Origin of the sequence: Streptomyces sp. NPDC087901, from assembly GCF_044742205.1 — a bacterium.
In the GTDB taxonomy this organism is placed as follows: Bacteria; Actinomycetota; Actinomycetes; order Streptomycetales; family Streptomycetaceae; genus Streptomyces.
Genome location: NZ_JBIUUC010000006.1, coordinates 181,659 through 201,963 on the forward strand (window position 1 = coordinate 181,659; position 20,305 = coordinate 201,963).

17 protein-coding genes are annotated in these 20,305 nt (G+C 68.6%); 8 read left to right on the forward strand and 9 right to left on the reverse strand.

The genetic code is table 11. The features are described 5' to 3' along the window. Positions 1-112: 112 nt before the first annotated feature. Positions 113-826 (reverse strand): N-acyl homoserine lactonase family protein, encoded by a 714-nt coding sequence (locus ACIOEW_RS21035; protein WP_401965100.1) that lies wholly within the window; start codon positions 824-826, stop codon positions 113-115. Positions 827-1,123: 297 nt separating this feature from the next. Here ACIOEW_RS21035 and ACIOEW_RS21040 point away from each other — a divergent pair, with 297 nt between their 5' ends. Together ACIOEW_RS21040 and ACIOEW_RS21045 are read left to right on the forward strand one after the other, a co-directional pair. Beyond that, positions 1,124-1,681, forward strand: coding sequence for a DinB family protein (locus ACIOEW_RS21040; protein ID WP_401965101.1), 558 nt, complete (start codon positions 1,124-1,126; stop codon positions 1,679-1,681). A 218-nt stretch (positions 1,682-1,899) separates the two neighbouring features. Further along, entirely contained in the window at positions 1,900-2,928 is a 1,029-nt protein-coding gene (locus ACIOEW_RS21045) for a pentapeptide repeat-containing protein (protein WP_401965102.1), read from the forward strand. A gap of 56 nt (positions 2,929-2,984) precedes the next feature. Here the strand turns inward: ACIOEW_RS21045 and ACIOEW_RS21050 are convergent, their stop codons facing one another. From ACIOEW_RS21050 to ACIOEW_RS21065, 4 genes are all read right to left on the reverse strand, one after another. Continuing rightward, the gene (locus ACIOEW_RS21050; protein WP_401965104.1) at positions 2,985-3,863 is read right to left on the reverse strand and encodes a hypothetical protein; all 879 of its coding nucleotides are present in this window, start codon (positions 3,861-3,863) and stop codon (positions 2,985-2,987) included. Positions 3,864-4,150: 287 nt separating this feature from the next. Beyond that, on the reverse strand, positions 4,151-4,456 hold the full coding sequence (locus ACIOEW_RS21055; RefSeq protein ID WP_362556648.1) for a hypothetical protein: 306 nt from the start codon (positions 4,454-4,456) through the stop codon (positions 4,151-4,153). Positions 4,457-4,474: 18 nt separating this feature from the next. Continuing rightward, positions 4,475-5,944, reverse strand: coding sequence for a M6 family metalloprotease domain-containing protein (locus tag ACIOEW_RS21060; RefSeq protein ID WP_401965106.1), 1,470 nt, complete (start codon positions 5,942-5,944; stop codon positions 4,475-4,477). 1,275 nt (positions 5,945-7,219) lie between these two features. Further along, positions 7,220-7,837 (reverse strand): YceI family protein, encoded by a 618-nt coding sequence (locus tag ACIOEW_RS21065; protein ID WP_362556651.1) that lies wholly within the window; start codon positions 7,835-7,837, stop codon positions 7,220-7,222. Positions 7,838-8,084: 247 nt separating this feature from the next. On the opposite strand from ACIOEW_RS21065, the gene ACIOEW_RS21070 reads away from it, so the two are divergent. After that, positions 8,085-8,606, forward strand: coding sequence for a hypothetical protein (locus tag ACIOEW_RS21070; RefSeq protein WP_401965108.1), 522 nt, complete (start codon positions 8,085-8,087; stop codon positions 8,604-8,606). A 79-nt stretch (positions 8,607-8,685) separates the two neighbouring features. On the opposite strand, the gene ACIOEW_RS21075 is transcribed toward ACIOEW_RS21070, so the two are convergent. Genes ACIOEW_RS21075 through ACIOEW_RS21085 form a run of 3 tightly spaced genes read right to left on the reverse strand, consistent with a single transcriptional unit; the run spans position 8,686 to position 12,204 of the window. Then, complete coding sequence (locus ACIOEW_RS21075; protein ID WP_401965110.1) at positions 8,686-9,441, reverse strand: copper homeostasis protein CutC; 756 nt, start codon at positions 9,439-9,441, stop codon at positions 8,686-8,688. Continuing rightward, complete coding sequence (locus ACIOEW_RS21080; RefSeq protein ID WP_362556657.1) at positions 9,438-10,961, reverse strand: M81 family metallopeptidase; 1,524 nt, start codon at positions 10,959-10,961, stop codon at positions 9,438-9,440. The genes ACIOEW_RS21075 and ACIOEW_RS21080 overlap by 4 nt, the downstream gene beginning before the upstream one ends. A 22-nt stretch (positions 10,962-10,983) precedes the next feature. After that, positions 10,984-12,204, reverse strand: coding sequence for an ROK family protein (locus ACIOEW_RS21085; protein WP_401965111.1), 1,221 nt, complete (start codon positions 12,202-12,204; stop codon positions 10,984-10,986). A gap of 287 nt (positions 12,205-12,491) precedes the next feature. On the opposite strand from ACIOEW_RS21085, the gene ACIOEW_RS21090 reads away from it, so the two are divergent. From ACIOEW_RS21090 to ACIOEW_RS21110, 5 genes are read left to right on the forward strand one after another with little or no spacing between them, the layout of a single operon-like run. Further along, entirely contained in the window at positions 12,492-14,306 is a 1,815-nt protein-coding gene (locus ACIOEW_RS21090; RefSeq protein WP_362556661.1) for a peptide ABC transporter substrate-binding protein, read from the forward strand. 50 nt (positions 14,307-14,356) lie between these two features. Next, positions 14,357-15,316, forward strand: coding sequence for an ABC transporter permease (locus ACIOEW_RS21095; protein ID WP_362556663.1), 960 nt, complete (start codon positions 14,357-14,359; stop codon positions 15,314-15,316). Further along, positions 15,313-16,209 carry an ABC transporter permease gene (locus ACIOEW_RS21100; protein WP_401965112.1) on the forward strand — a complete coding sequence of 299 codons (897 nt, stop codon included), beginning with the start codon at positions 15,313-15,315 and terminating at the stop codon, positions 16,207-16,209. The genes ACIOEW_RS21095 and ACIOEW_RS21100 overlap by 4 nt, the downstream gene beginning before the upstream one ends. Beyond that, complete coding sequence (locus ACIOEW_RS21105; RefSeq protein WP_362556667.1) at positions 16,206-17,915, forward strand: ABC transporter ATP-binding protein; 1,710 nt, start codon at positions 16,206-16,208, stop codon at positions 17,913-17,915. Before ACIOEW_RS21100 ends, ACIOEW_RS21105 begins: the two co-directional genes overlap by 4 nt. Next, positions 17,912-18,847, forward strand: coding sequence for an ROK family protein (locus ACIOEW_RS21110; RefSeq protein ID WP_401965113.1), 936 nt, complete (start codon positions 17,912-17,914; stop codon positions 18,845-18,847). Before ACIOEW_RS21105 ends, ACIOEW_RS21110 begins: the two co-directional genes overlap by 4 nt. Before the next feature lie 139 nt (positions 18,848-18,986). Here ACIOEW_RS21110 and ACIOEW_RS21115 read toward each other — a convergent pair whose 3' ends face one another. Beyond that, the gene (locus tag ACIOEW_RS21115) at positions 18,987-20,216 is read right to left on the reverse strand and encodes a glycoside hydrolase family 64 protein (RefSeq protein WP_362556671.1); all 1,230 of its coding nucleotides are present in this window, start codon (positions 20,214-20,216) and stop codon (positions 18,987-18,989) included. Positions 20,217-20,305 lie beyond the last annotated feature (89 nt).

Below are 20,305 nucleotides of genomic sequence, written 5' to 3' on the forward strand. Positions count from 1 at the left end.
GTGCGAGGCCGTGACCTGAGGTGCTTGGTCCTGTGTGGGACACGCCGGCCGAGGTTGTTGTCCCGCTTACGTGTGGGCAGTTCGACGCGTGGCATGTACCGGAGAGCCGGGTTCAGCGGCCTTCGGATTGCGGCGGTTCCCAGACCGAGCAGTCGTGGGCGAAGAGCACGCGCCGTGGGTCGAAGTCGGCGAGCCGATCCAGCCAGTGCTGATAAGGAGGGAGTGGCTGCTCAATGCCGTCAAGTGCCGCGTGGCGGGCCAGCTGCTCGGACGCGAAGTGGGAAGCGAAGTCGTGTGCCTGGCCGGCGAGGACCACGGTGCCGTCGCCTTGCCGGACGACCAGCGACTGGTGCCCCGGGGTGTGCCCAGGCGTCGGAATGATCCAGATCCCCGGCCGGACTTCGGTTTCGCCGGCGACTTCCTCGTAGGTTGCGCCAGGGAAGTCGATGAGTTCCTCGAAGGTGTAGTTGCCCTGACGAGCAGTGGCCAGTTCGACGTCCTGAACCAGGATGGGCTTGCCGCCCAGAAGGGGGTTCCCGCCGCAGTGGTCGAAGTGCAGGTGGCAGTTCACGACCATGGAGATGTCGTCAAGGGCGACTCCGGACGCTGACAGGGCGTCCTGCAACGAGCGGCGTCGGGGTCGGTAGTGGGCTTCCGTCCCGGGGTCCGCATCGCCGATGCCGGTATCGAAGAGGATCAGCCCCTGGTCGTGTTGCACCAGGTAGGCAAGGACAGGTTCGACCCGCGGTTGTGAGCTGTCCGTCTCCGAGGCGGGCCGGACGAAGTACCCGAGATCGAGCCTGCGCACCGGCCTGTTCTTCCCCATGTGGCCATCCTGGCAGGTCGTGGTCGGACATCCAGAGGTTCTGCCGGCAGGAGGATGCGGATCGGGTCATGGTTTTTCGACATTCAGACCGGGACGCCGAGCCGGAACACTCCGGAGCTTGCTCACACATGACCGGTACCCAGCCGTGCGTGCCTGCAGAACAGCGGGACTTCGTACACATGGCAGAGAGACAGGGCATCGGGCATCTGCTCCGCCATTCAGGTCGGGACCTGACCTATACGGCTTCTAGCGTGTTCCTTGACGGCGAAACAGGAACGACGACAGAAGGCAGCGATCATGACCGCCAGCGAGACGACCATCCCCGACGCGGCCGAGGCCCCGGCCCTCACCGGCGAGCGCTCCGATCTGCTGGAGATGCTGGCCAAGCACCGGCACTTCCTCCGCTTCACCACCCGCGACCTCACCGACGAGCAGGCCGGTTTGCGCACCACGGTGAGCGAGCTGTGTCTGGGCGGCCTCATCAAGCACGTCACCGGGGCCGAGCGGAGCTGGGCGAACTTCATCGTGATCGGCCCGTCGGCCATGCCGGACTTCACCGCGATGACCGAGGCCGACTGGACGCGGCGGGCCGACGAAATGCGCATGCTGCCCGGCGAGACACTGGCCGGCGTCCTCGCCGACTACACCGAGGCGGCCAGCCGGACCGATGAGCTGATCGCCACCCTCCCCGACCTGGACGCCACCCAGCCACTGCCCAAGGCCCCGTGGTTCGAGGGCACCGCGCACTGGTCGGCGCGCCGGGTGCTGATGCACATCATGACCGAGACCGCTCAGCACGCCGGCCACGCCGACATCATCCGTGAGTCGATCGACGGCGCGAAGAGCATGGGCTGACGGCTGGCCGTCGACTCACAGGCTTGTGCGCGCCCGTTCGTGTGCCCCTGCGGTGTGGCTTCATAGGTGCTTCGGCTCGATAGCGTGCCATGGGGATGGTGACCAGAGACCTTGGCATTGGACAGCTCCGCCGAATTGCACACCGGCGCGCCGTGGGGAGACGCCGTCGGCAAGGAAGACGCGCATCAAAGGCGAGCAGTCCCAAGGTCCGCAGTCAGATGGATTGGTTCGGACTGGTGGTGGTCAGCTTGCCGGGACTAGCTGCGCTGGCTGCACTGCTGTTTACCTGGATGCAGGTAGGGCAGGCCAGCAAGGAACTGCGAATCAGTGAGCAGGGACAGATCACCAACCGGTTCAACGCTGCGATCACCAACCTGGGATCGGATTCCATGGATGTGCGCCTGGGGGGGATTTACGGTCTGGAGCGCATCATGCAGGACTCCGTCCGAGACCGCCCCACGGTCGTCTCCGTCCTGACCGCGTACGTACGGCGGCATGCCCCCCTTTCCGGAGACGGCGCCAGAAGTCAGCAAACCACGACACCAGCGGTTTCCCCGCCAACTGATGTCGCGGCTGTGTTGGACGTTTTGGCCAGACGGCCGCTCGACATTGACGAGGCGTTCAGCATTGATGTGAGCCGTACCGACTTGAGGGGTCTGAGATCGGGCCAAGGCGGCAGCAAGTTCGCTGCGGTGGATTTTCACGAGGCAGATCTGACTGGCGCAGATCTGAACGGCGCGAACCTGACGGGCGCGAACCTGACCCACACCATCCTCCGTACCTCAAGTCTGACCGGGGCACGCCTGTTCGGCGCTTTTCTGACTGGCGCGGACCTGGGCGACGCAAACCTGAACAAGGCGGAGTTGAACAGCGCGGACCTGACCGCCGCGCGGCTCACAGGAGCGAAGTTGAACGGAGCCCTCCTGACGAGCGCAATCCTGAGCCGCACCACCCTTCGCACCGCGGACTTGACCGGCGCGACTCTGTTCGAGGCGGCCCTGAACGGCGCGGACCTGGTTGACGCAGACCTGTCCTACGCGAAACTTTTCAGCGCAGACCTCACCGACGCAGACCTGACCGGGGCTGACTTGACCAAGACGGACCTGAGCGGCGCGAACTTGACCGGGGCTGACCTGACCAGGGCAGACCTGACTGGTGCGGACCTGACTGGTGCGGACCTGACCAACGCGCGTCTCACAGGCGCGCGTCTGAAGGGAGTCCGTGGGTTGTCGCCATTGCGGCGCTGAGTCCACGGTCGTCCGGATTCGAGCTGCGATGGGTGCCGCAGGGCAACTCGCCCCTGTCAATCCTCGGGTATGTATTCCGCACACGAAGAGAACGGGTTTCGTTGCACGCACACCAATAGTCCATGCCACGTCGAGCTCTCCTGGCTGGCACCTTCAGCCACCGACGCAACGCACGACGGACTGGAAAGACCCCAGAGAGATCCGTCTGACCAACCGACCTGACGCGTTCGGTTTTCGACCGTCTCGACACATGCTGCCCACGGCTTGTAATGCTTGATCTCCCTGATCAATTTTAGGTATTGGGAGTCCTTGAGCCCTTCGATCCGCTGCTTCACCTTCTTGAGCGCTTCTTTCCGATCTTCCGGTGATGCCTTCGGATCTTGGGCCGTCCGAAGGGCGTTGCAGGCTTCCTCGAAGATCTTCTGGATTCTCTTTCGGTCCTTCGAATTATCCGGCGCCGACTGTGAGTCGTGGGATGCCACCAGCCCCGCGCCGATATTCCCCAGGGATTTCACCATCTGATTGGGCGTCTGTGGCGCATGTGATGGTGACGTCGGGGCCAGAGCCTCTATCGTCGCTGCGCTCATCGCCTTCACGGTCCCTATGTACGTGGCCCGATCCTCCGGCGTCACATCCGGATCCCGGATCGCTTTCAGTGTTGAAGTGACCCCTCCCGCGATATTCATGTAGGTGGCCTGATCCTCCGGCGTCACGTTCGGGTCCTCGATGAGGTCCAGCACTGTGGCCAGCGCCTTCTTCACCTCACCCTTTACTTCCTCCGGCGCTTGCGCTGTCCGCTCCTCCACCTCCGCCTTCAGCTCCCCGGGCTCTTTTGGATGAGGCGACGAGTCCGGGGGTGGCGATTCCGACGACGTCGACGTGTCGGCTGATGGTGGGGTGTCGGAAGACGGCGGTGTAGCCGGCTGCGTGTCCACGGGTGGTGGCGTCTCGGGCGATGACGGGTTCGGCGTCGGGGGTGTGGTCCGAGCCGGTCCCGCGGTCGTGACACGAGTGGCTGCATCAGGCGCTGCGCCAGCAGTGATCACACCCGGCAGGGCGAAGGTGGCAGCCAGGCAGGACACGCCAACGATGCGGGAGATTTGTCGCCGGGAGGTTTTGGCCATGATGGCTCCAGTTGCTCTCGGGACGTGCGGTTCTACCCCGACAGGCCGCTGGGAGCCACGGGGAGGCTCCCCCTACGGGGTGGACGCCGACCAGGTGCTTACCCGGGTTCGACGACGAGGTCTCCGGGCTCCGGACGGCTCTCGGCGGCCACTTGTCCCGGTCCCGTCACCCGGGCTCGCATCCGGATGGTGTCGCCTGGTTCCGCGTCCGCCAGCAGTTCAGTGCGAACGGCCACCTCCAGGCGCTGCCCGACATGGCGGGACAGCAGGTCGGTGAAGCCGGGTATCGCCCTGGCATCGAGGACCTGAACCCCCACCTGGTCCCAGCCGGCCAGGCGGGGGTGGGCTTCCTTGGAGAGCAGCCGTACTTTCAGGGCGGTACGGTTCTCGATCACCTGGACCATGACGTAGCGCCCTGTCAGTCAGTTGTACGGGGTGTCGAAACGGGACATGTGGCCGGGCGCGGCACTGCTCTTCGCGCTGCTGATCGGGGCGGAGTGGTTGGCCTCCCTCAGATGGCCCTCGACGCTCTCCCACGGATACCGCCGTACCGTCCGCTCCAGGTCGGCAATACGTTGCCGCAGGTCGTCGAGGTTCCGGGACGTTCCGGGCAGTTCGAGTTCCGCTTTTCGGGCGCGGGCGCCGACGGGGACTCCCGGGTCCTGGACCGCAGGCGCCGCACTCACCGAGACGGACGCGGTAATGAGGGTGCGAGACTCCGAAATGTCCGTGATCGACACCTCTGTGGGCACGCCGTCATACGACACGGAGCTGGGCCGGCTGGCCGGGGTGAGGGAAGTGTTGGCGCTGCTCCCGGGATACGCGTCGCCGGTGTCACCGCGGTTCCGGCCCCACTCCAGGTCCTGCTTGCCATCCGCCTGGACGAGACCCACCATGTAGTGCGGTTCGGCGGTGTTGTCCGGCTGGCCCTCGTCGATGTGCCAGGCGAGCAGGCCGTGGCTGGGCAACGAAACGTCGTAGCCCATCTGTTGACGGTTCTCGAGCAGGAAATACTCCTTGTCCGGCAGTCCGTCGGTCCACACCCGGTGCACCTGGTGGCTGGCCTGCACGTTGGGCAGCGTGAGGCTGCCGTCCTCGGTGACGTCGACCTGGTCGACCCAGCCCTGCTGCAGCTTGCACCAAGCAGACGGATGGGTCGGAATGTCTCCTCCACCGCCCCACGAGCCGCCGCCCATAAGGCACCAGTTGCCGACACCCTCGGAGCTTCCGTCTGTGTCGTACAGGTCGGGCAGACCGAAGAGCAGGTGCCCCAGCTCGTGGGCGCAGACGCCGATCTTCGCGTCCTCGGGGATGGTGAGGTACGCGAAGATGTTGGAGCCGTCGGCATGGAAGGTGTTGGGCAGGACCCACTTGTGGGACCAGATGTCGCCCGGGTTGAGGGTGGCCTCACCGCCGGATCCGGAGTGGAGCACCATGAAGGCGTCGACGAATCCGTTGCCGTCGTTGTCGTAGGGCGCGTAGTTGACCAACGGGTCGGCGAGTATCGCGGCATCCCGCGCCATGAGCTGCGCGCGGGGCTCTCCGGTCGGTTTGCCGATGCCAAAGTTGTCGTTTGCGTACCAGGAGAGTTCGTGTGGCAACCGTACGGGACCGATAACCTCGCCGACGATTTCGACCAGACCGTGAGTGACCTCGCGATAGTAGTCGCGCACACTGCCGTGCGGAAGCTCGCCCTCTGAAAAGAAGAGCTTCTCGTAGTGCTCCTTGCTCGCGGTCATCTCCTTGTCCGGAAAGTCCACCAGCACGGCAACCACCCGGACGGCACCCCTGAGCGGGGCACGTTCGGCAGCCGCTCTGCGGAGGGCCCCGGAGGGGGTGCCGGCCGTGAACACCTCGGGGGGGAGCATGATGTTGTCGTCGAATCCGCGCATCCGTGGATGCCCGCTCGGCACGAACTGCCGGGCAATCGGAGACTCACCTCGGAGCCTCTGCAGCTCAGCGTTCATCCTGTCCCGTGCCTCCGGACTGGGGCAGACGGCACAGAAGTCCGACCACACAGCGCCTGCGGCACCTCTGAGAACAGGGTTTTCAGTCATGATTTCCCTCCTGCCGCGCGTTCTTTTTCCTCTCTTCTCAAGTAGGCGCGCAGCGGAGGGGCCTGTCAAAGCGATCTCTGTTTATTTGAAGCACAAATTTTTGAAGCGATGACAAAATCCGCGACGGCCCCCGTGCGGGACTCTGAAGTCGCGTGTCCCGCAGTCCGCCGCAAAATCGCCCTGGGAAGTTCATGGCGCCTGAAACGTGTGGGTGTGGTTGGCGCCGGCAGCGAGGAACTCGCGCATGAGGATCGTCCGGGAACTCGTGTCCGCGATATTCGAGGCGGCGGCTGCCTCCGCTCTTTCGTGGAACAGGGTGCGGTCCAGCGCCTATTCGTCCGTGTCGGTGGCGGCGGGATTTTCCTGACTCATGGCCCGCTCCAATTACCGTGGAATTCCTGGCCACCTTCCCTCGCAGGAAGAAAGGCGAAACGCTGGAACGATAAGGTGACCCAATCGGCGCGCAGCACCCTTGCAGAGTGAATAGGGCCGGGCGAGTGGTCTTTTGGTGAGTTCGTTTCCCTCGTGCACCCGTACCGCCCTCCTGTGCCTCATATGTGTCCGCACTTCCCCTCAGCCTCAACGAAAGGAGCGAGTGGGGAAGACGCGCTGCCGTCGGGTGACCTGGGGAGCAACGGCCACATCATCGGCACGACCAGATTGCGCGACCGGCGACCACTCGGTGGCACTGCCCCTGTGCGAGCGCGAGCGCGTCCGATGGCGCATCGCGCACTGAGGACGACGTCGTTGCGGTCGGCGAGGCTTACGAGGCGAAGGCCGCACCGATCACGGGCGCTCGGGCACACCTGCCGGGCAGGCCCGTTGAGTATGGACCGTTGGATTCGAGCGGTCCTCGGACACGGCTTTCCGCGATTGCGGCAGCTTCAGCCGTACTTCAAAGCCCGACTGGACTCCGACGCCGCGTTGCCGGCCACGGCACCGGACCGCACGGAAGCGGCCGTTGTCCGGCATCCCCTGGCCAGGCTCGGCGAGTTGGGGCAGAGCGCGCTCACCCGCGCGCGGCGCCTCGCCACAGCACGCCGAGCGCCCGCCGTCCTCCCCGGCGGGGGCGGAAGGCGGGCGCGCTCGGTTCGGGGATTCCCCCGGGGATCAGGCCTGCGGTGCGGCGGCCTTGATCGCGGAGATGTCGAAGTTCAGCTTGACCTTGTCGCTGACCATCACACCGCCGGTCTCCAGCGCCGCGTTCCACGTCAGGCCCCAGTCGGAGCGCAGGATGTCCGCGCTGCCCTCGAAGCCGACGCGCTCGTTGCCGTACACATCGGTCGCGGAGCCGTTGAACTCCAGGTCGATGGCGAGCGGGCGGGTGACGTCCTTGATGGTGAGGTCGCCGGTGACGCGGTACTTGTCGCCGCCGAGCTGCTCGGCGGACGTCGAGCGGAACGTCATGAGGGGGAACTTCTCGGCGTCGAAGAAGTCGCCGCTGACCAGGTGGCCGTCGCGGTCGGCGATGCCGGTGTCCACGCTGGCGATCTTGACGTCGATCGAGGCGGCGGAGTCGGCCGGGTTGCCGCCGTCCAGCTTCAGGCTGCCCTCGTGCTCGCCGAAGGAGCCGCGCACATTGGTGACCATCGCGTGACGAACGGTGAAGCCGATGCTGCTGTGGGCCGGGTCGATCGCGTAGTCGCCGGTGAGGGCGGCCAGGGCCGGGTCGACGGCGACGGTGGTGGCGGCGGGGGCGTCGTTGTTCTTGCGGTTGAACAGAGCCATGGCTCCTCCTCGGGGACGTGATCGAGCGGGGCTCGAAGTAGTTGTTTAACCTTCAACGAGATTCACTGTAGACCTATCTTGTTCAAAGTTCAACATCTGTGGTCACGACTGTTACGGAAGGGAGCGCGGCGGGGGCCGGGTGTGGCGCGTGTTCACGCGACCGTCACCGCCGGCCCTCTGGCGGACGCGCGTAGAACTCGGGCAATATCCTTCATGCCCCATTGTCATGCACAGGAGGAGTCCCCCCATGGTGTCCCGTATGACGCTGCGCCCCGCCCTGACCGCCCTCGCCCTTGTCCTCGGTGTCCTCTTCGCCCCCGGAATCGGTGTCGTCACCGGTACGACGGACGCCTACGCCGTCACCAAGCTCACCCACAGCCAGGCGACCGCCAGATTCAGTTCGTCCGGCGTCACCTGGTCGTCGTCCGGCGGCTGCTCCAACCGGAACGTCGCCACCTGCACCTCCTTCGACCAGCTCAACCTGCCGACCGCCCAGGGCGCCCAGACCCTCAAGAGCGCCACGGGCTGCGCGCTCAACATCACCGGCGGTACCGAGACCGGGCACGCCGGCGGCACGTACTCGCACTGGAACGGCTACAAGCTCGACTTCGGCAAGACCACCTGTCTCACCAACTACGTGCACGGCGTGTTCAGTTACATCGGCCTGCGTGGTGACGGCGCACCCCAGTACCAGTCCGGCTCCGGCAACGTCTACGCGGACGAGGGCAACCACTGGGACGTGACGTACTACAACTGCGGCGGCTGCTGACAGCTTTCGCACCCCGCGCACGACGGCGCCCCCGCCCGTGAAGTAAAGGGCGGGGGCGCCGTCATGCGCGGGGCGGCGGTCAGCCCACCGCATCCAGTGCCCGTCGCGCCTGAGCGACGACCTCGGGGTCGGTGACGAAGTGGGTGTCCTGCTCGGCCGACGCTCCGCCCGCGCCGAGCGGTATCCAGGTGCCGTCGAGCCGGCGAGGCGCGCGGGCCTTGGCGGAGAGGTGGACGGAGGCGACACCGGCCGAGGCCAGCGCCGGGATATCGGCGGGGCGCATGCCGCCGCCGGCCATCACCTGCACTCCCGGCGCGGCGGTGACCATCGCGGCGATCGCCGCCCGCCCGTCGGCCGCGACGGGAGCGCCGCCCGAGGTGAGGACCCGGGTCAGGCCGAGGGAGGGCAGGAGGGCGGCGGTGGCCACCGGGTCGGCGGACTGGTCGATGGCTCGGTGCAGGGTGACATCCACCGGGCGGCCCGCGGCACGGGCCGCCTCGGCGAGGCGGGCGACCGCGACGGTGTCCAGGGCGCCGTCGGCGGTGAGCGCGCCGATGACCACCCCGGCGGCGCCGGAGGCGATGGCGGACCGCACTTCGGCGACCATGAGTGCGATCTCCTCCGCGTCATGGACGAAGTCGCCGGGCCGGCATCTGACGAGCACGTGGACCGGCAGCCCTTCCGCGGCGACCGCCTCGACGAGCGCGGCCGAAGGGGTCAGGCCGCCCAGTTCGAGCGCGGTGCAGAGCTCGACCCGGTCGGCGCCGTTCTCCCTGGCGGTGCGGGCGCCCGCCGGTGAGGTGACGGCGATCTCCAGGGCGGGGCGGGCGGTCACTCGTCCTCCCCGGTCAGCGGCTGGTCGGAGGCGGGGATGACGCGGGCCGACAGGTCAGGGTCGGCCATCTCGCGGTCGAACGGGAACATCGGGCGGCGGATGCGGTGGTGGCCCAGACGTACCAGGTCCTGGTCCACACCGCCGGGGGTGAGCGCCATCTTCCAGCCGACCGACATGTCGAAGAGTTCGGGCTCCAGGTAGCCGATCTTCACGATCACGACGTCGGCGCCCCGCGGGTCGAGGCCGAGGTCGGTGAAGTCGTGTTCGTGGTGGTAGGGCTTGCGGAGCTCCGTGAGGATCGCGTACACACTGCCCACCCGGATCACGACCTCGGTCCGGGCGTCGCGGTCGCCGTGCCGGACGGAGTGCACCGTGCCGGTCAGGGTGACCGGGCCCGCGTGCCGGTCGTCCACCTCCGCCCCGGCGGTGACCGTGACGGTGGCGCCGACACCGGCGGCGACGGCCGTCGCGACGGCGGCCGGTCCCGGCACCGAGGCGTAGATGACGGTCGGGCCGTCGTCCTCCCGGAACTCCGGGCGGGCCAGCAGCCGGGTCAGGCCCCAGGTCATGTCACCGGAACCTCCCGCGGTCGGGTTGTCCCCGGTGTCGCTGATGAAGTACGGGCGCTGGTCGGATCCCAGGGCCTCGTCCAGGATGCCGTCGAAGGTGCCGGTCGGGGCGACGAAGGCGAAGTCGTCGCGGGCCTTCCAGAAGCCCTGGGCCAGGCGCTCCGCACCGGCGGACACGGCGGCCCGATCGGTGCCGGTGACCACCACCGCGGCGCGGTTGCGGGGTTCGTCGGCCCAGGCGTAGCCGACCCAGATGGCTGCGTCGGTCACGCCGTCCATGGCCTCGACGTCGTCCACCGCCGCGTACACGCTCCTGGCGGGCTCGATCCGGGTGGAGGTCTGCTCGCCTGCCAGCAGCACCGGTACCGGCACCCAGGCCTTGACCGGCCGGGGTCCCCCGGAGGCCAGCAGCTCCACCAGGTTGCGGACGGCCCGCTCCTTGGTCTCCATGTGGTCCTCGTGCGGGGCCATCCGGTAACAGGTGATCAGGTCGCTGCCGTGGACGAGTTCGCGGGAGACGTTGCCGTGCAGGTCCATCGAGGTGGAGACGATGACGTCGGGGCCGACGGTGGCGCGGATGCGTTCCAGCAGGACCGCCTCGGCGTCGTCGATGCCCTCCACGGTCATCGCGCCGTGAATGTCGTACCAGAGGCCGTCCGGGCGAGGCAGCGCGGCGAGCCGTTCGATCAGCTCGTCGGTCAGCTCGGTCCAGGCGGCGGCGGTGACGGTGCCTCCCGGCAGCGACTTGCCGACCAGGGCGCCGTGCCAGTCGGCCGCCTCGCGCAGTTCCTCACCGGGGGCCAGGAAGGGGTAGCGGTCCAGCACCTCGGCGCCGCGCGAGGGATGGAAGGCGGCGGCCCGGGTCCGGGCGGGGGAGAAGGTGGAGGACTCGATGCCGAGCCCTGCGATGGCGATGACCGGGCGGGATGCTGCGGTGCGGGATTGCGACATGGCTCCTCGTAGGGGTCGGGCGTCAGAGGTGACGGGGGGCGAGAGTGCCGAACCGGTCGGTTCCGCCCACCTCGTGCAGGGCGTGGGCCAGGGCGCGCTGGAGGGCGAACTGCCCGGCGCCGACCAGTCCGGCGTCGGCGCCGAGCCTGGTCCGCTCGATGGTGAGGTGCTCGGTGACGAGCGGGTGGCAGCTCTCGTAGAGCCGGCTGCGCACAGCGGCGACGAACTGTTCCAGGGTGGAGAAAATGCCGCCGAGGTAGACGGCGTCCGGGTTGAAGAAGTTGACGTTGGCGGCCAGCACCTGGCCCAGGTAGTCGCCGGCCCTGCGGACCGTGCGGGTGGCCAGCGGATCGCCGTCGAGGGCCAGCCGGGCCACGTCCTCGGTGCTGTTCACATCCGCCCCCCGCTCGCGCAGGATGCGGACCAGAGCGGCACCGGACGCCACGGTTTCCAGGCAGCCGGTGTTGCCGCAGGAACAGGGGATACCGGCACCGGCGTCGATCCGGATATGGGTGATGTCCCCGGCGGCGCCGGTCGCGCCGCGGTAGAGGCGCCCCTCGGCGATCACGCCCGCTCCGATCGCGGATCCGATCTTCACCATGATCGTCTGGGCGTGCCCGTCGAGCCGAACGGTGTGTTCGCCGACCGCCATGCAGTTGGCGTCGTTGTCCACGGCCGCCGGGACGCCGAAGCGCTCCTCCAGCCAGGCGGTGACCGGGAAGCGGTTCCACCCGGGCATCCGCGACGGGCGGACGACCGATCCCGACACGATGTCCACGGGTCCGGGCAGCGAGAGCCCGACCCCGCGCAGGCGGCCGGGTCCGCGCTGTTCGACCAGTGCTTCCAGGGCCTCGGCCAGCCGTGGCAAGGCCGCCTCGGGCCCGTCGGCGATCTGGAAGGGGACGGTCGAGACGTCGCTCAGGCCGCCGCCCGGAAGCACCACGCCGATCCTGGCGTGCCGGCCGCCGAGGTCGGCGGCGACGGCGAACTCGTCACGGCTCCCGATCCTCAACGCCTTGCGGGGACGCCCGCCAGTGGAGGACTGGGTGCCCTCCTCGGCGACCAGTCCGCGCTCCACCAGGTGTCCCACGGCGAGGGAGATGGTGGAGGCGGCCGCCCCGAGGCGTTCGGCGAGTTCGGCGCGTGACGTCGCCTGGCCCGATGCGATGAGTTCCAGGACGCGCACGGCGAGGGAGGGGGTCCCTTTCGTGGCCTTGCGGTCCCACGCACTTATTCCAGTCATGTACAAAGTTACTTCCGCAACGGGGTATGTGGCGCAGACGATACGCCCGCACTTCGCACAGGGGAACAGTGTCATGAAGGAAGTGCGTCACCCGTAAAATCCCCTATATCCCCCCTAACTACCCCAAGTGGTCGGGAGAAATGGGGCGAGAGGACTTTCGTCGAAAGTGCAGTAACTTACTTGTTATTAATTCTTGTTTGTTTCTTCGACAACAGCGGCGTTAGCTGTCGTGAACGCAGCGCCGACCCCCCTGAGCGGCTGCGGGCCCTTTCAATCCGAGGAGAGTCATGATCCTTACCCGCACGGCGACCAGCCGCCGCTGGGCCCTCGCCGCGGGCGTCGCCACCACGGCGGCCGTTCTGCTGTCCGGCTGTTCCGGCGGTGGCACGACCTCGTCCGGCTCCAGCTCGTCGGACAGCATCAACTACGCGCTGCCGGCGAACTTCACGCCGAACTGGATCCTCCCGGTCGGCACTGCCGCTCACCTGAACACCAACAACTCCTCGATTTCCCAGTCCCTCTGGGAGCCGCTGATCGCGTACGACGGCTCCACCGGCAAGGTCGGCTGGAACAAGGACAACTCGCTGGCCACCGGCGCCGAGTTCGCCAAGGACAGCAAGAGCGTCACGATCACCCTCGGTGACCGGCACTGGAGCGACGGCAAGCAGATCACCTCGCGCGACGTGCAGTTCTGGTTCAACCTGGTCAAGGCGAACAAGGAGGACTGGGCCAGCTACAGCCCGGGCAAGGCGCCGGACAACTGGACCTCGCTGAAGATCGTGGACGACACGCACTTCACCATCACGTTCGACAAGGCGTACAACACGCAGTGGATGCTCGCCAACGAGCTGAGCATGATCCGCCCGATGCCGCAGCACGTCTGGGACAAGACCAGTGACGCGGGCAAGATATCGGACCTCGACCTCACCCCCGCGGGCGCCAAGAAGGTCTGGACGTACCTCAACACGGCCGCCAAGAAGATCTCCGGTTACGCCACCGACCCGCTCTGGAAGACGGTCAGCGGCCCGTACACCATCAAGTCGTTCTCGACCGCGGGCAAGGTGCAGTTGTCGGCCAACGCCAAGTACGACGGCGGCGGCAAGGCCAACATCAAGACGGTGAACCTGCTCCCGTTCACCACCGCGGACGCCGAGGAGAACGCACTCCGGGCAGGCACGGTCGACTACGGCTACATCAACGCCACGAACCTCAGCCAGGAAGCGTCCTTCACCGCCAAGGGCTACACCCTCAAGCCGTGGGCCGGCTGGGCGATCACGTACATGCCCTACAACTTCAACAACCCCACCATGGGCCCCGTCTTCAAGCAGCTCTACGCCCGCCAGGCGATCCAGATGTCGGTGGACCAGGCGACCCTCTCCAAGGTGATCTTCAACGGCACCGCCGTCTCCACCTACGGGCCCGTCCCGCAGGGCCAGACCTCCTCATTCGTCTCCTCGGAGCAGAAGAACAACCCGTACCCCTTCTCCACCGCCAAGGCGAAGAAGCTGCTCACCGACCACGGCTGGACCGAGCAGGGCGGCACCATGGTCTGCACCGGGCCGGGCAGCGGCGACGACCAGTGCGGCGCCGGGGTGGACAAGGGCACGAAGTTCCAGATGCAGGTGCTGTCGCAGTCCGGCTCGACCGTGACCGACAACCTGATGAGCGCGCTCCAGTCGTCCTTCGCCAAGTCCGGCATCGGCTTCGGCATCAAGACCGCTCCGGTCAACTCGGTTCTCTCGCAGGCCGGTCAGTGCACCGCCGGCGAGTCCGGCTGCAAGTGGCAGCTGTCCTTCTTCGGCAGCGCCGGCAGCTGGTACTTCCCGGCCTACCCGAGCGGTGACGCGCTCTTCGCCACCGGCGGCGGCTCCAACTTCGGCAGCTACTCCAACGCCGCCGTGGACAAGCTGATCAGCGAGACCACCACCGACTCCTCCGACGCCGCCATGCAGAAGTACAGCGCCGCACTGGCCAAGGACCTCCCCGTGATCTGGCTGCCGGAACCCGACTACCAGGTCTCCGTGGTCAGGAGCGGCCTCGGCGGCTTCGCCCAGGACTCGCTCGCCAACTTCCACCCCGCCATGTGGAAGTGGACCAAGTGAGACCGGTCGCCGACCACGCGCATCACTGAGCCGAAGCGACCGGAAAACACATGAGCACTTCCTCGTACCTCATCAGGCGGGTCCTCCAGGCCGTCGTGGTGATCGTCATCGTGACGATCGTGGTCTTCGGTCTGCTGCACGCCCTGCCCGGGGGTCCCGCACGCGGGATCCTCGGCCCGCAGGCCACCGCGCAGCAGATCGCGTCCTTCAACCACGAACAGGGCCTCGACAAGCCGCTGCCTGTTCAGTACCTCTACTACCTGAACCAGCTGGTGCACGGCGACCTCGGGACCTCGTACACCCTCAACGAGCCGGTGTCCCAGCTCATCACCGAACGGCTGCCGAAGACCCTGCTGCTCACCATCCTGTCGGCGATCGTCGGCCTGGTACTGGCGATCCCGCTGGGCATGTGGCAGGCCATGCGTCGCAACAAGCCGGCGGACTACGTCATCACCACGCTGAGCTTCATCGCCTACTCCACGCCCGTGTACTTCCTCGGGCTGATTCTGGTGCTGGTGTTCAGCCAGGTGCTGCCGTGGTTCCCCTCCCAGGCACCCCAGGGCGACACGCTCGCCCAGGTGTTCTCCGAACCGCAGGCACTGGTCCTGCCGGTGGTCGCGGGCGCCGCATCGATGATCGCGGTGTTCAGCCGCTACATGCGGGCGGCCACCCTGGAGAACCTCTCCGAGGACTACGTCAGGACGGCGCGGGCCGGCGGTTCCCGCTCCCGCGCCATCCTGTGGCGGCATGTGTTCCGCAACTCGCTGACGCCGGTGGTCGCCATGCTCGGGTACTACGTGCCGGTGCTGTTCGGCGGTGCGCTGGTGGTCGAGCAGCTCTTCAACTACCCCGGTATGGGCCTGCTCTTCTGGACCGCCGCACAGTCCTCCGACTACCCGGTGCTCCTGGGCTGCGTGCTCGTCATCGCGGTCGCCACGGTGACCGGCACGCTCCTCGCCGACATCGTCCAGCGTGTCATCGACCCCCGAGTGAAGGCAGGCCGGGCATGAGTGCCGTCATCCAGCCGGTCCAGGCGCCCGGAACGGCCACCGCCCCCGCGGCGTCCGGCTCCCGCCTCGCCGTCCGGCGCTTCCGACGCAACAGGCTCGCCGTCGTCGGGCTCTGCGTCGTGGCCGTCTTCTTCCTGTTCTGCTTCGTCGGTCCGCTGGTGTACTCCACCGACCAGACCCACACGATGCTCCAGCAGGTCAACCTCGCGCCCAGCGGCTCGCACTGGCTGGGCACCGACGCGGTCGGCCACGACGTACTGGGCCGGCTCATGTACGGCGGCAAGGTGTCGCTGATCGTCGGTCTCGCCGCAGGTGTCCTGGCCACCGTCATCGGCACCCTGTGGGGCGCCGTCGCCGGTTACGCGGGCGGCTGGGTCGACGCGGTCATGATGCGGGTGGTGGACGCGGGGATCGCCATCCCGGCGCTCTTCATCCTGCTGGTGGTCTCGGCCATCACCACCCCGGACCTGACGGGCCTGATCGTCATCCTGGGCTTCGTCTCCTGGCTGGTGCCGTCACGGCTGATCAGGGCGGAGACGCTGAGTCTGAAGAACCGCGACTACGTGCTGACGCTCCGGGCGATCGGCGGGACGCACAGCCGGGCGATCATCCGGCACATCCTGCCGAACTCGGTCTCGACCATCATCGTCGCGGCCACCTTCCAGATCGCCGACGCCATCCTGCTCGTCGCCTACGTCTCCTACCTGGGCCTGGGCGTCCAGCCGCCGGCCACCGACTGGGGCGGCATGCTGTCGGCCGGTCTCACCGCCGCCTACTCCGGCTACTGGTGGCTCATCATTCCGCCCGGCCTGGCCATCATCCTGGTGGTGTGGGCGTTCAACGCGATCGGGGACGGGCTCCGCGACGCATTCGACGTGAGGGGACGCGGATGACCGTCACCAAGAGCCCCGCCGCACCGCAGGCCGGGCCGATCCTCGAACTCGACGACCTCGGCGTCGTCTTCACCACCGAGACCGGTGAGGTGCCGGCCGTGCGGGGTGTCTCCCTGCACGTCGAACCCGGCGAGACCCTTGCCCTCGTCGGCGAGTCGGGCTCCGGGAAGTCCACCATCGCGCTGGCCGCGATGGGCCTGCTGACCGGCAACGCCCGGGCCACCGGCAGCGCCGTCATCGCGGGCACCCAGGTCGTCGGCGCCCGTGAGAGCGACCTCGCGTCGCTGCGCGGCCGGACCGCCTCCATGGTGTTCCAGGAGCCCGCCACCGCGCTGGACCCGCTGACCCGGGTCGGCAGGCAGATCGCCGAGGTGATCCGCAACCACCGCGAGGTGTCCGCCAAGGACGCGGCCGCCGAGGCCGTCGGACTCCTCCGCAAGGTCGGCATACCCGAACCGGAGCGGCGGGCCACGGCCTATCCCTTCCAGCTCTCCGGCGGGCAGCGCCAGCGAGTGGTCATCGCCATGGCCATCGCCAACAACCCGGCCCTGCTGATCGCCGACGAGCCGACCACCGCGCTGGACGTCACGGTGCAGGCCGAGATCCTCGACCTGCTGCGCCGGCTCGCCGCCGAGACCGGTACCGGTGTCCTGCTGGTCACCCACAACATGGGCGTCGTCGCCGACTTCGCCGACCGGGTCGCCGTGATGTACCGCGGCGAGATCGTGGAGACCGGACCGGTCGAGGACGTGCTCCTGCGCCCGTCCCACGAGTACACCCGCCGCCTGCTGGCCGCCGTGCCCCGGCTGTCGGTGGCCGAGGCGGGCCAGGCGGCCCCGGCCGCCCCGGCCGTGGACCCGGGCACCGAGCCGGTGGCCGAACTCCGCGACGTCTCCGTGGTCTTCGGCCGCGGCAAGAACGCCGTGCGGGCTCTGGACGGTGTCTCCCTCGCCGTGTACGCCGGCCAGACCCTGGGGCTTGTGGGCGAGTCGGGTTCCGGCAAGTCCACCGCGTCCCGGGTCGCGCTCGGTCTGATCGCGCCGAGCTCCGGCACGGTCTCCCTGTTCGGCACCGACCTGGGGCGCTCCCGATCCCGGGCCCGCCGGGCACTGCGGGCCGGCATCGGCGTGGTCCTCCAGGACCCGGTCGCGTCGCTGGACGCCCGGATGACGGTCGGCGAGTGCGTCGCCGAGCCGCTCAGGGTCCACAGCCGAGGCCTCTCCGCCAAGGACCGCCGGAGCAAGGTGGCCGCCATCCTCGACCGCGTCCGGCTGCCGCGCGAACTCGCCGACCGGGCACCCCGGGAGCTGTCCGGCGGTCAGCGCCAGCGGGTGAGCCTGGCCCGTGCACTGGTCCTGGAGCCCCGGCTGCTGGTCGCCGACGAACCCACCAGCGCGCTCGACGTGAGCGTGCAGCAGGCGGTACTGGAAGTGATCTCCGAGCTCCAGGAGGAGTTGGGCTTCGCCTGCCTCTTCGTCTCCCACGACCTGGCCGTCGTCCAGCACTTCGCGCAGCGCGTCGTGGTCCTGCGGGGCGGCCGGATCCAGGAGCAGGGCCCCACCGGGGCGACCCTCCTGCACCCGGAGACCGACTACACGCGCGGCCTGCTGGCCGCAGTACCGGTGCCGGACCCGGTGATCCAGCGCGGCCGCAGGGCCGAGCGCCTGGCCGCCCTCTCGGCCGGCCGGACGGAGGTCCAGGCATGAACCCGTACGACCGCAGGCTCTTCGCCGGCGTGGACATCGGCGGCACCACCACACAGGTGGTCCTGTGCGACGACGACCTGACCGTCCTGGACCGGGCCGATACGGTCACCCCGGCGGCTCACGGCGGCCCGGCCATGATCCGCGCGGCCCTGGGCGTGCTGACCCCGCTGCTGGAGCGCACCCCCGGCCGGCTCGCCGGGTGCGGGGTCGGCGCCGCCGGCGTCGTGGACTCCGGCACCGGTCACATCCTGGTGGCCAGCGACTCCTTCACCGGCTGGGCCGGGTTCGGGGTGACGGAGGCCGTCGAGGACGCGCTGGGAGTCCCGGCCTTCCTGGACAACGACGTCAACGCCTTCCTGTACGGGGAGACGTCGGGCGGCGCGGTCCGGGACGAGCCGGACGTACTCGGGATCACCCTCGGCACCGGTGTCGGTGGCGCGTTGTGGAGCGGTGGCACGCTGTTCACCGGACCCCACGGCGCGGCCGGCGAGATCGGGCACATCCCCGGCTTCGGTGACCTGCTCTGCTCGTGCGGCGGGCGGGGGCATCTGGAGACCCTGGCCTCCGGCCGCTCCATCGGTGCCCGCTACGCGGAACGCACCGGCCGGCGGCTGAGCGCCCGCGAGGTCGCGGGAGCGGCGGACCGCGGTGACGCGGACGCCCTCGCGGTGTACCGGGCCGCCGGTGCCGGCATCGCACGGGCGATCGTGATGACGGCGGGCGTCGTCGACATCACGACGGTGGTCGTGGGCGGCGGGGTCAGCCGCGCGTGGTCGCTGCTGAGCCCGATCATCCTCGCATCGCTGGCCGCCGAACCGCCGGTGAGCGGTCACTCCGTCCGGCTGGTCAGGTCCGGCCTGGGTGCCGACGCCGTACCGGTCGGCGGCGCGGCAAGGGCGCGGCAGGAACTCGGGGTGTGTTCCCCGGCCTGATGCCTCTCGGCGCAGTGGAGAGGCATCGGACCCCCGCCCCGGTACCGGGAAACCGGTTGCCGGGCCGTCCGGGCCCCGGCCTGTGTGTGCCCCCGTCGTGGAATCCACCGACGGGGGCACACGCGTACCCGGAAGGGGGTCAGGACCCCACGGTCACCGTGAATCGCCGCGGGTTGCCGTCGTTCGCGGCGCCCGAGACGTCCGGCTGCCCTTCGGGGCGTACGTCGTCGTACGGGAAGGCGTAGCCGATCGGGCTGTTGGCGTGGACGATGCGCGACCAGTGGTTGGTCACCGCACCCTGGTAGTAGTCGGCCACCGTGGTGCCGTTCGGCTGGTCGGGGTGGCTGAGCATGATCGAGCGGTTGAAGCCGGCCGCGAGCCGGGCCAGCAGGCCCTTCTTGTCGTCGGAGTCCGCCGGGTTGTTGGTGAACGGCCCGTGGTTGCAGGTGAAGATGTCCTTGGAGACGGGCTTGGTGAAGGTGTGCCCGCCGTTGAAGGTCAGGGTGTCGCCGCTGACCCGCCCGGTGAAGACGCCGCGCCCGCCCTGGAGGTCGATCCGCAGATCGGTCGAGCGGTACTTCTCCCAGACCTCGTCGATCTGCGCGGTGAACAGATCGCGGAACGGCATCTGGTCCGGGCGGTCGAAGAACGGGGCCATCAGGTTCTGCGGCGAGATGACCCGCAGCACGCTGCCGTCCGCGCCACGCGTGACCAGCTTGTCCCACGGCTGCCCGTCGGCGGCTGCCTGGGCCGTGAGGCCGTCGGCGATCTTCTGCACGGCGCCGTCGGGGAGCGGGGCCACCGTGTGCGTGGTGTCGCCCTCCAGCTTCAGGCCGATCGGCAGCGCCGTCACCAGGTCGACGTAGCTGATGTTCGCGTACAGCTGCTGCGGGTTGAAGGTGAACTCGCAGAACGACCAGGTGCGCCCGTAATTCGCGTCCGTGGACGTGGCGAAGGCCGGCTCGACCAAGGACGGGCCCGGGTTCAGGTAGAAGTCCAGGGTGTCGTCGCGGACGAAGTAGACCCGGGCGCCGTACATCTGCGGGAGCGTCAGGACGACCGGGGCGCCGCCCGCCGCGTTCAGCGGGATCGCGCAGTCGACCGGCAGCGGAGTCTGAGGGGCGGCGGGGGAGTCGGGGCGGTAGACGCTGCCGTCCGGCCGCAGCAGCACCCAGCGGTCGGTGCCCTGCTCGTGGCCGGTGACGTAGGCGTTGACCCGGCCGGGCAGGGACTTGTTCTCCAGGGCCAGTTCGCAGGTCGCGGCGGACGCCGACGCGCTCGGGCTCAGCGCGCTTCCCCAGAGGGGATAGGTGAGCGCGGTGGCGGAAGCGGCGACGCCGCCGGAGAGGAACATTCTGCGCGAAATCATGGGGCGACTCCGGGGTGTGTGGGGGGCCGCGGACGGGGTGGTCGTGCGGGGAGGTGGAACGGGGGCGTCCGCGGTGCGCACTACTCTCG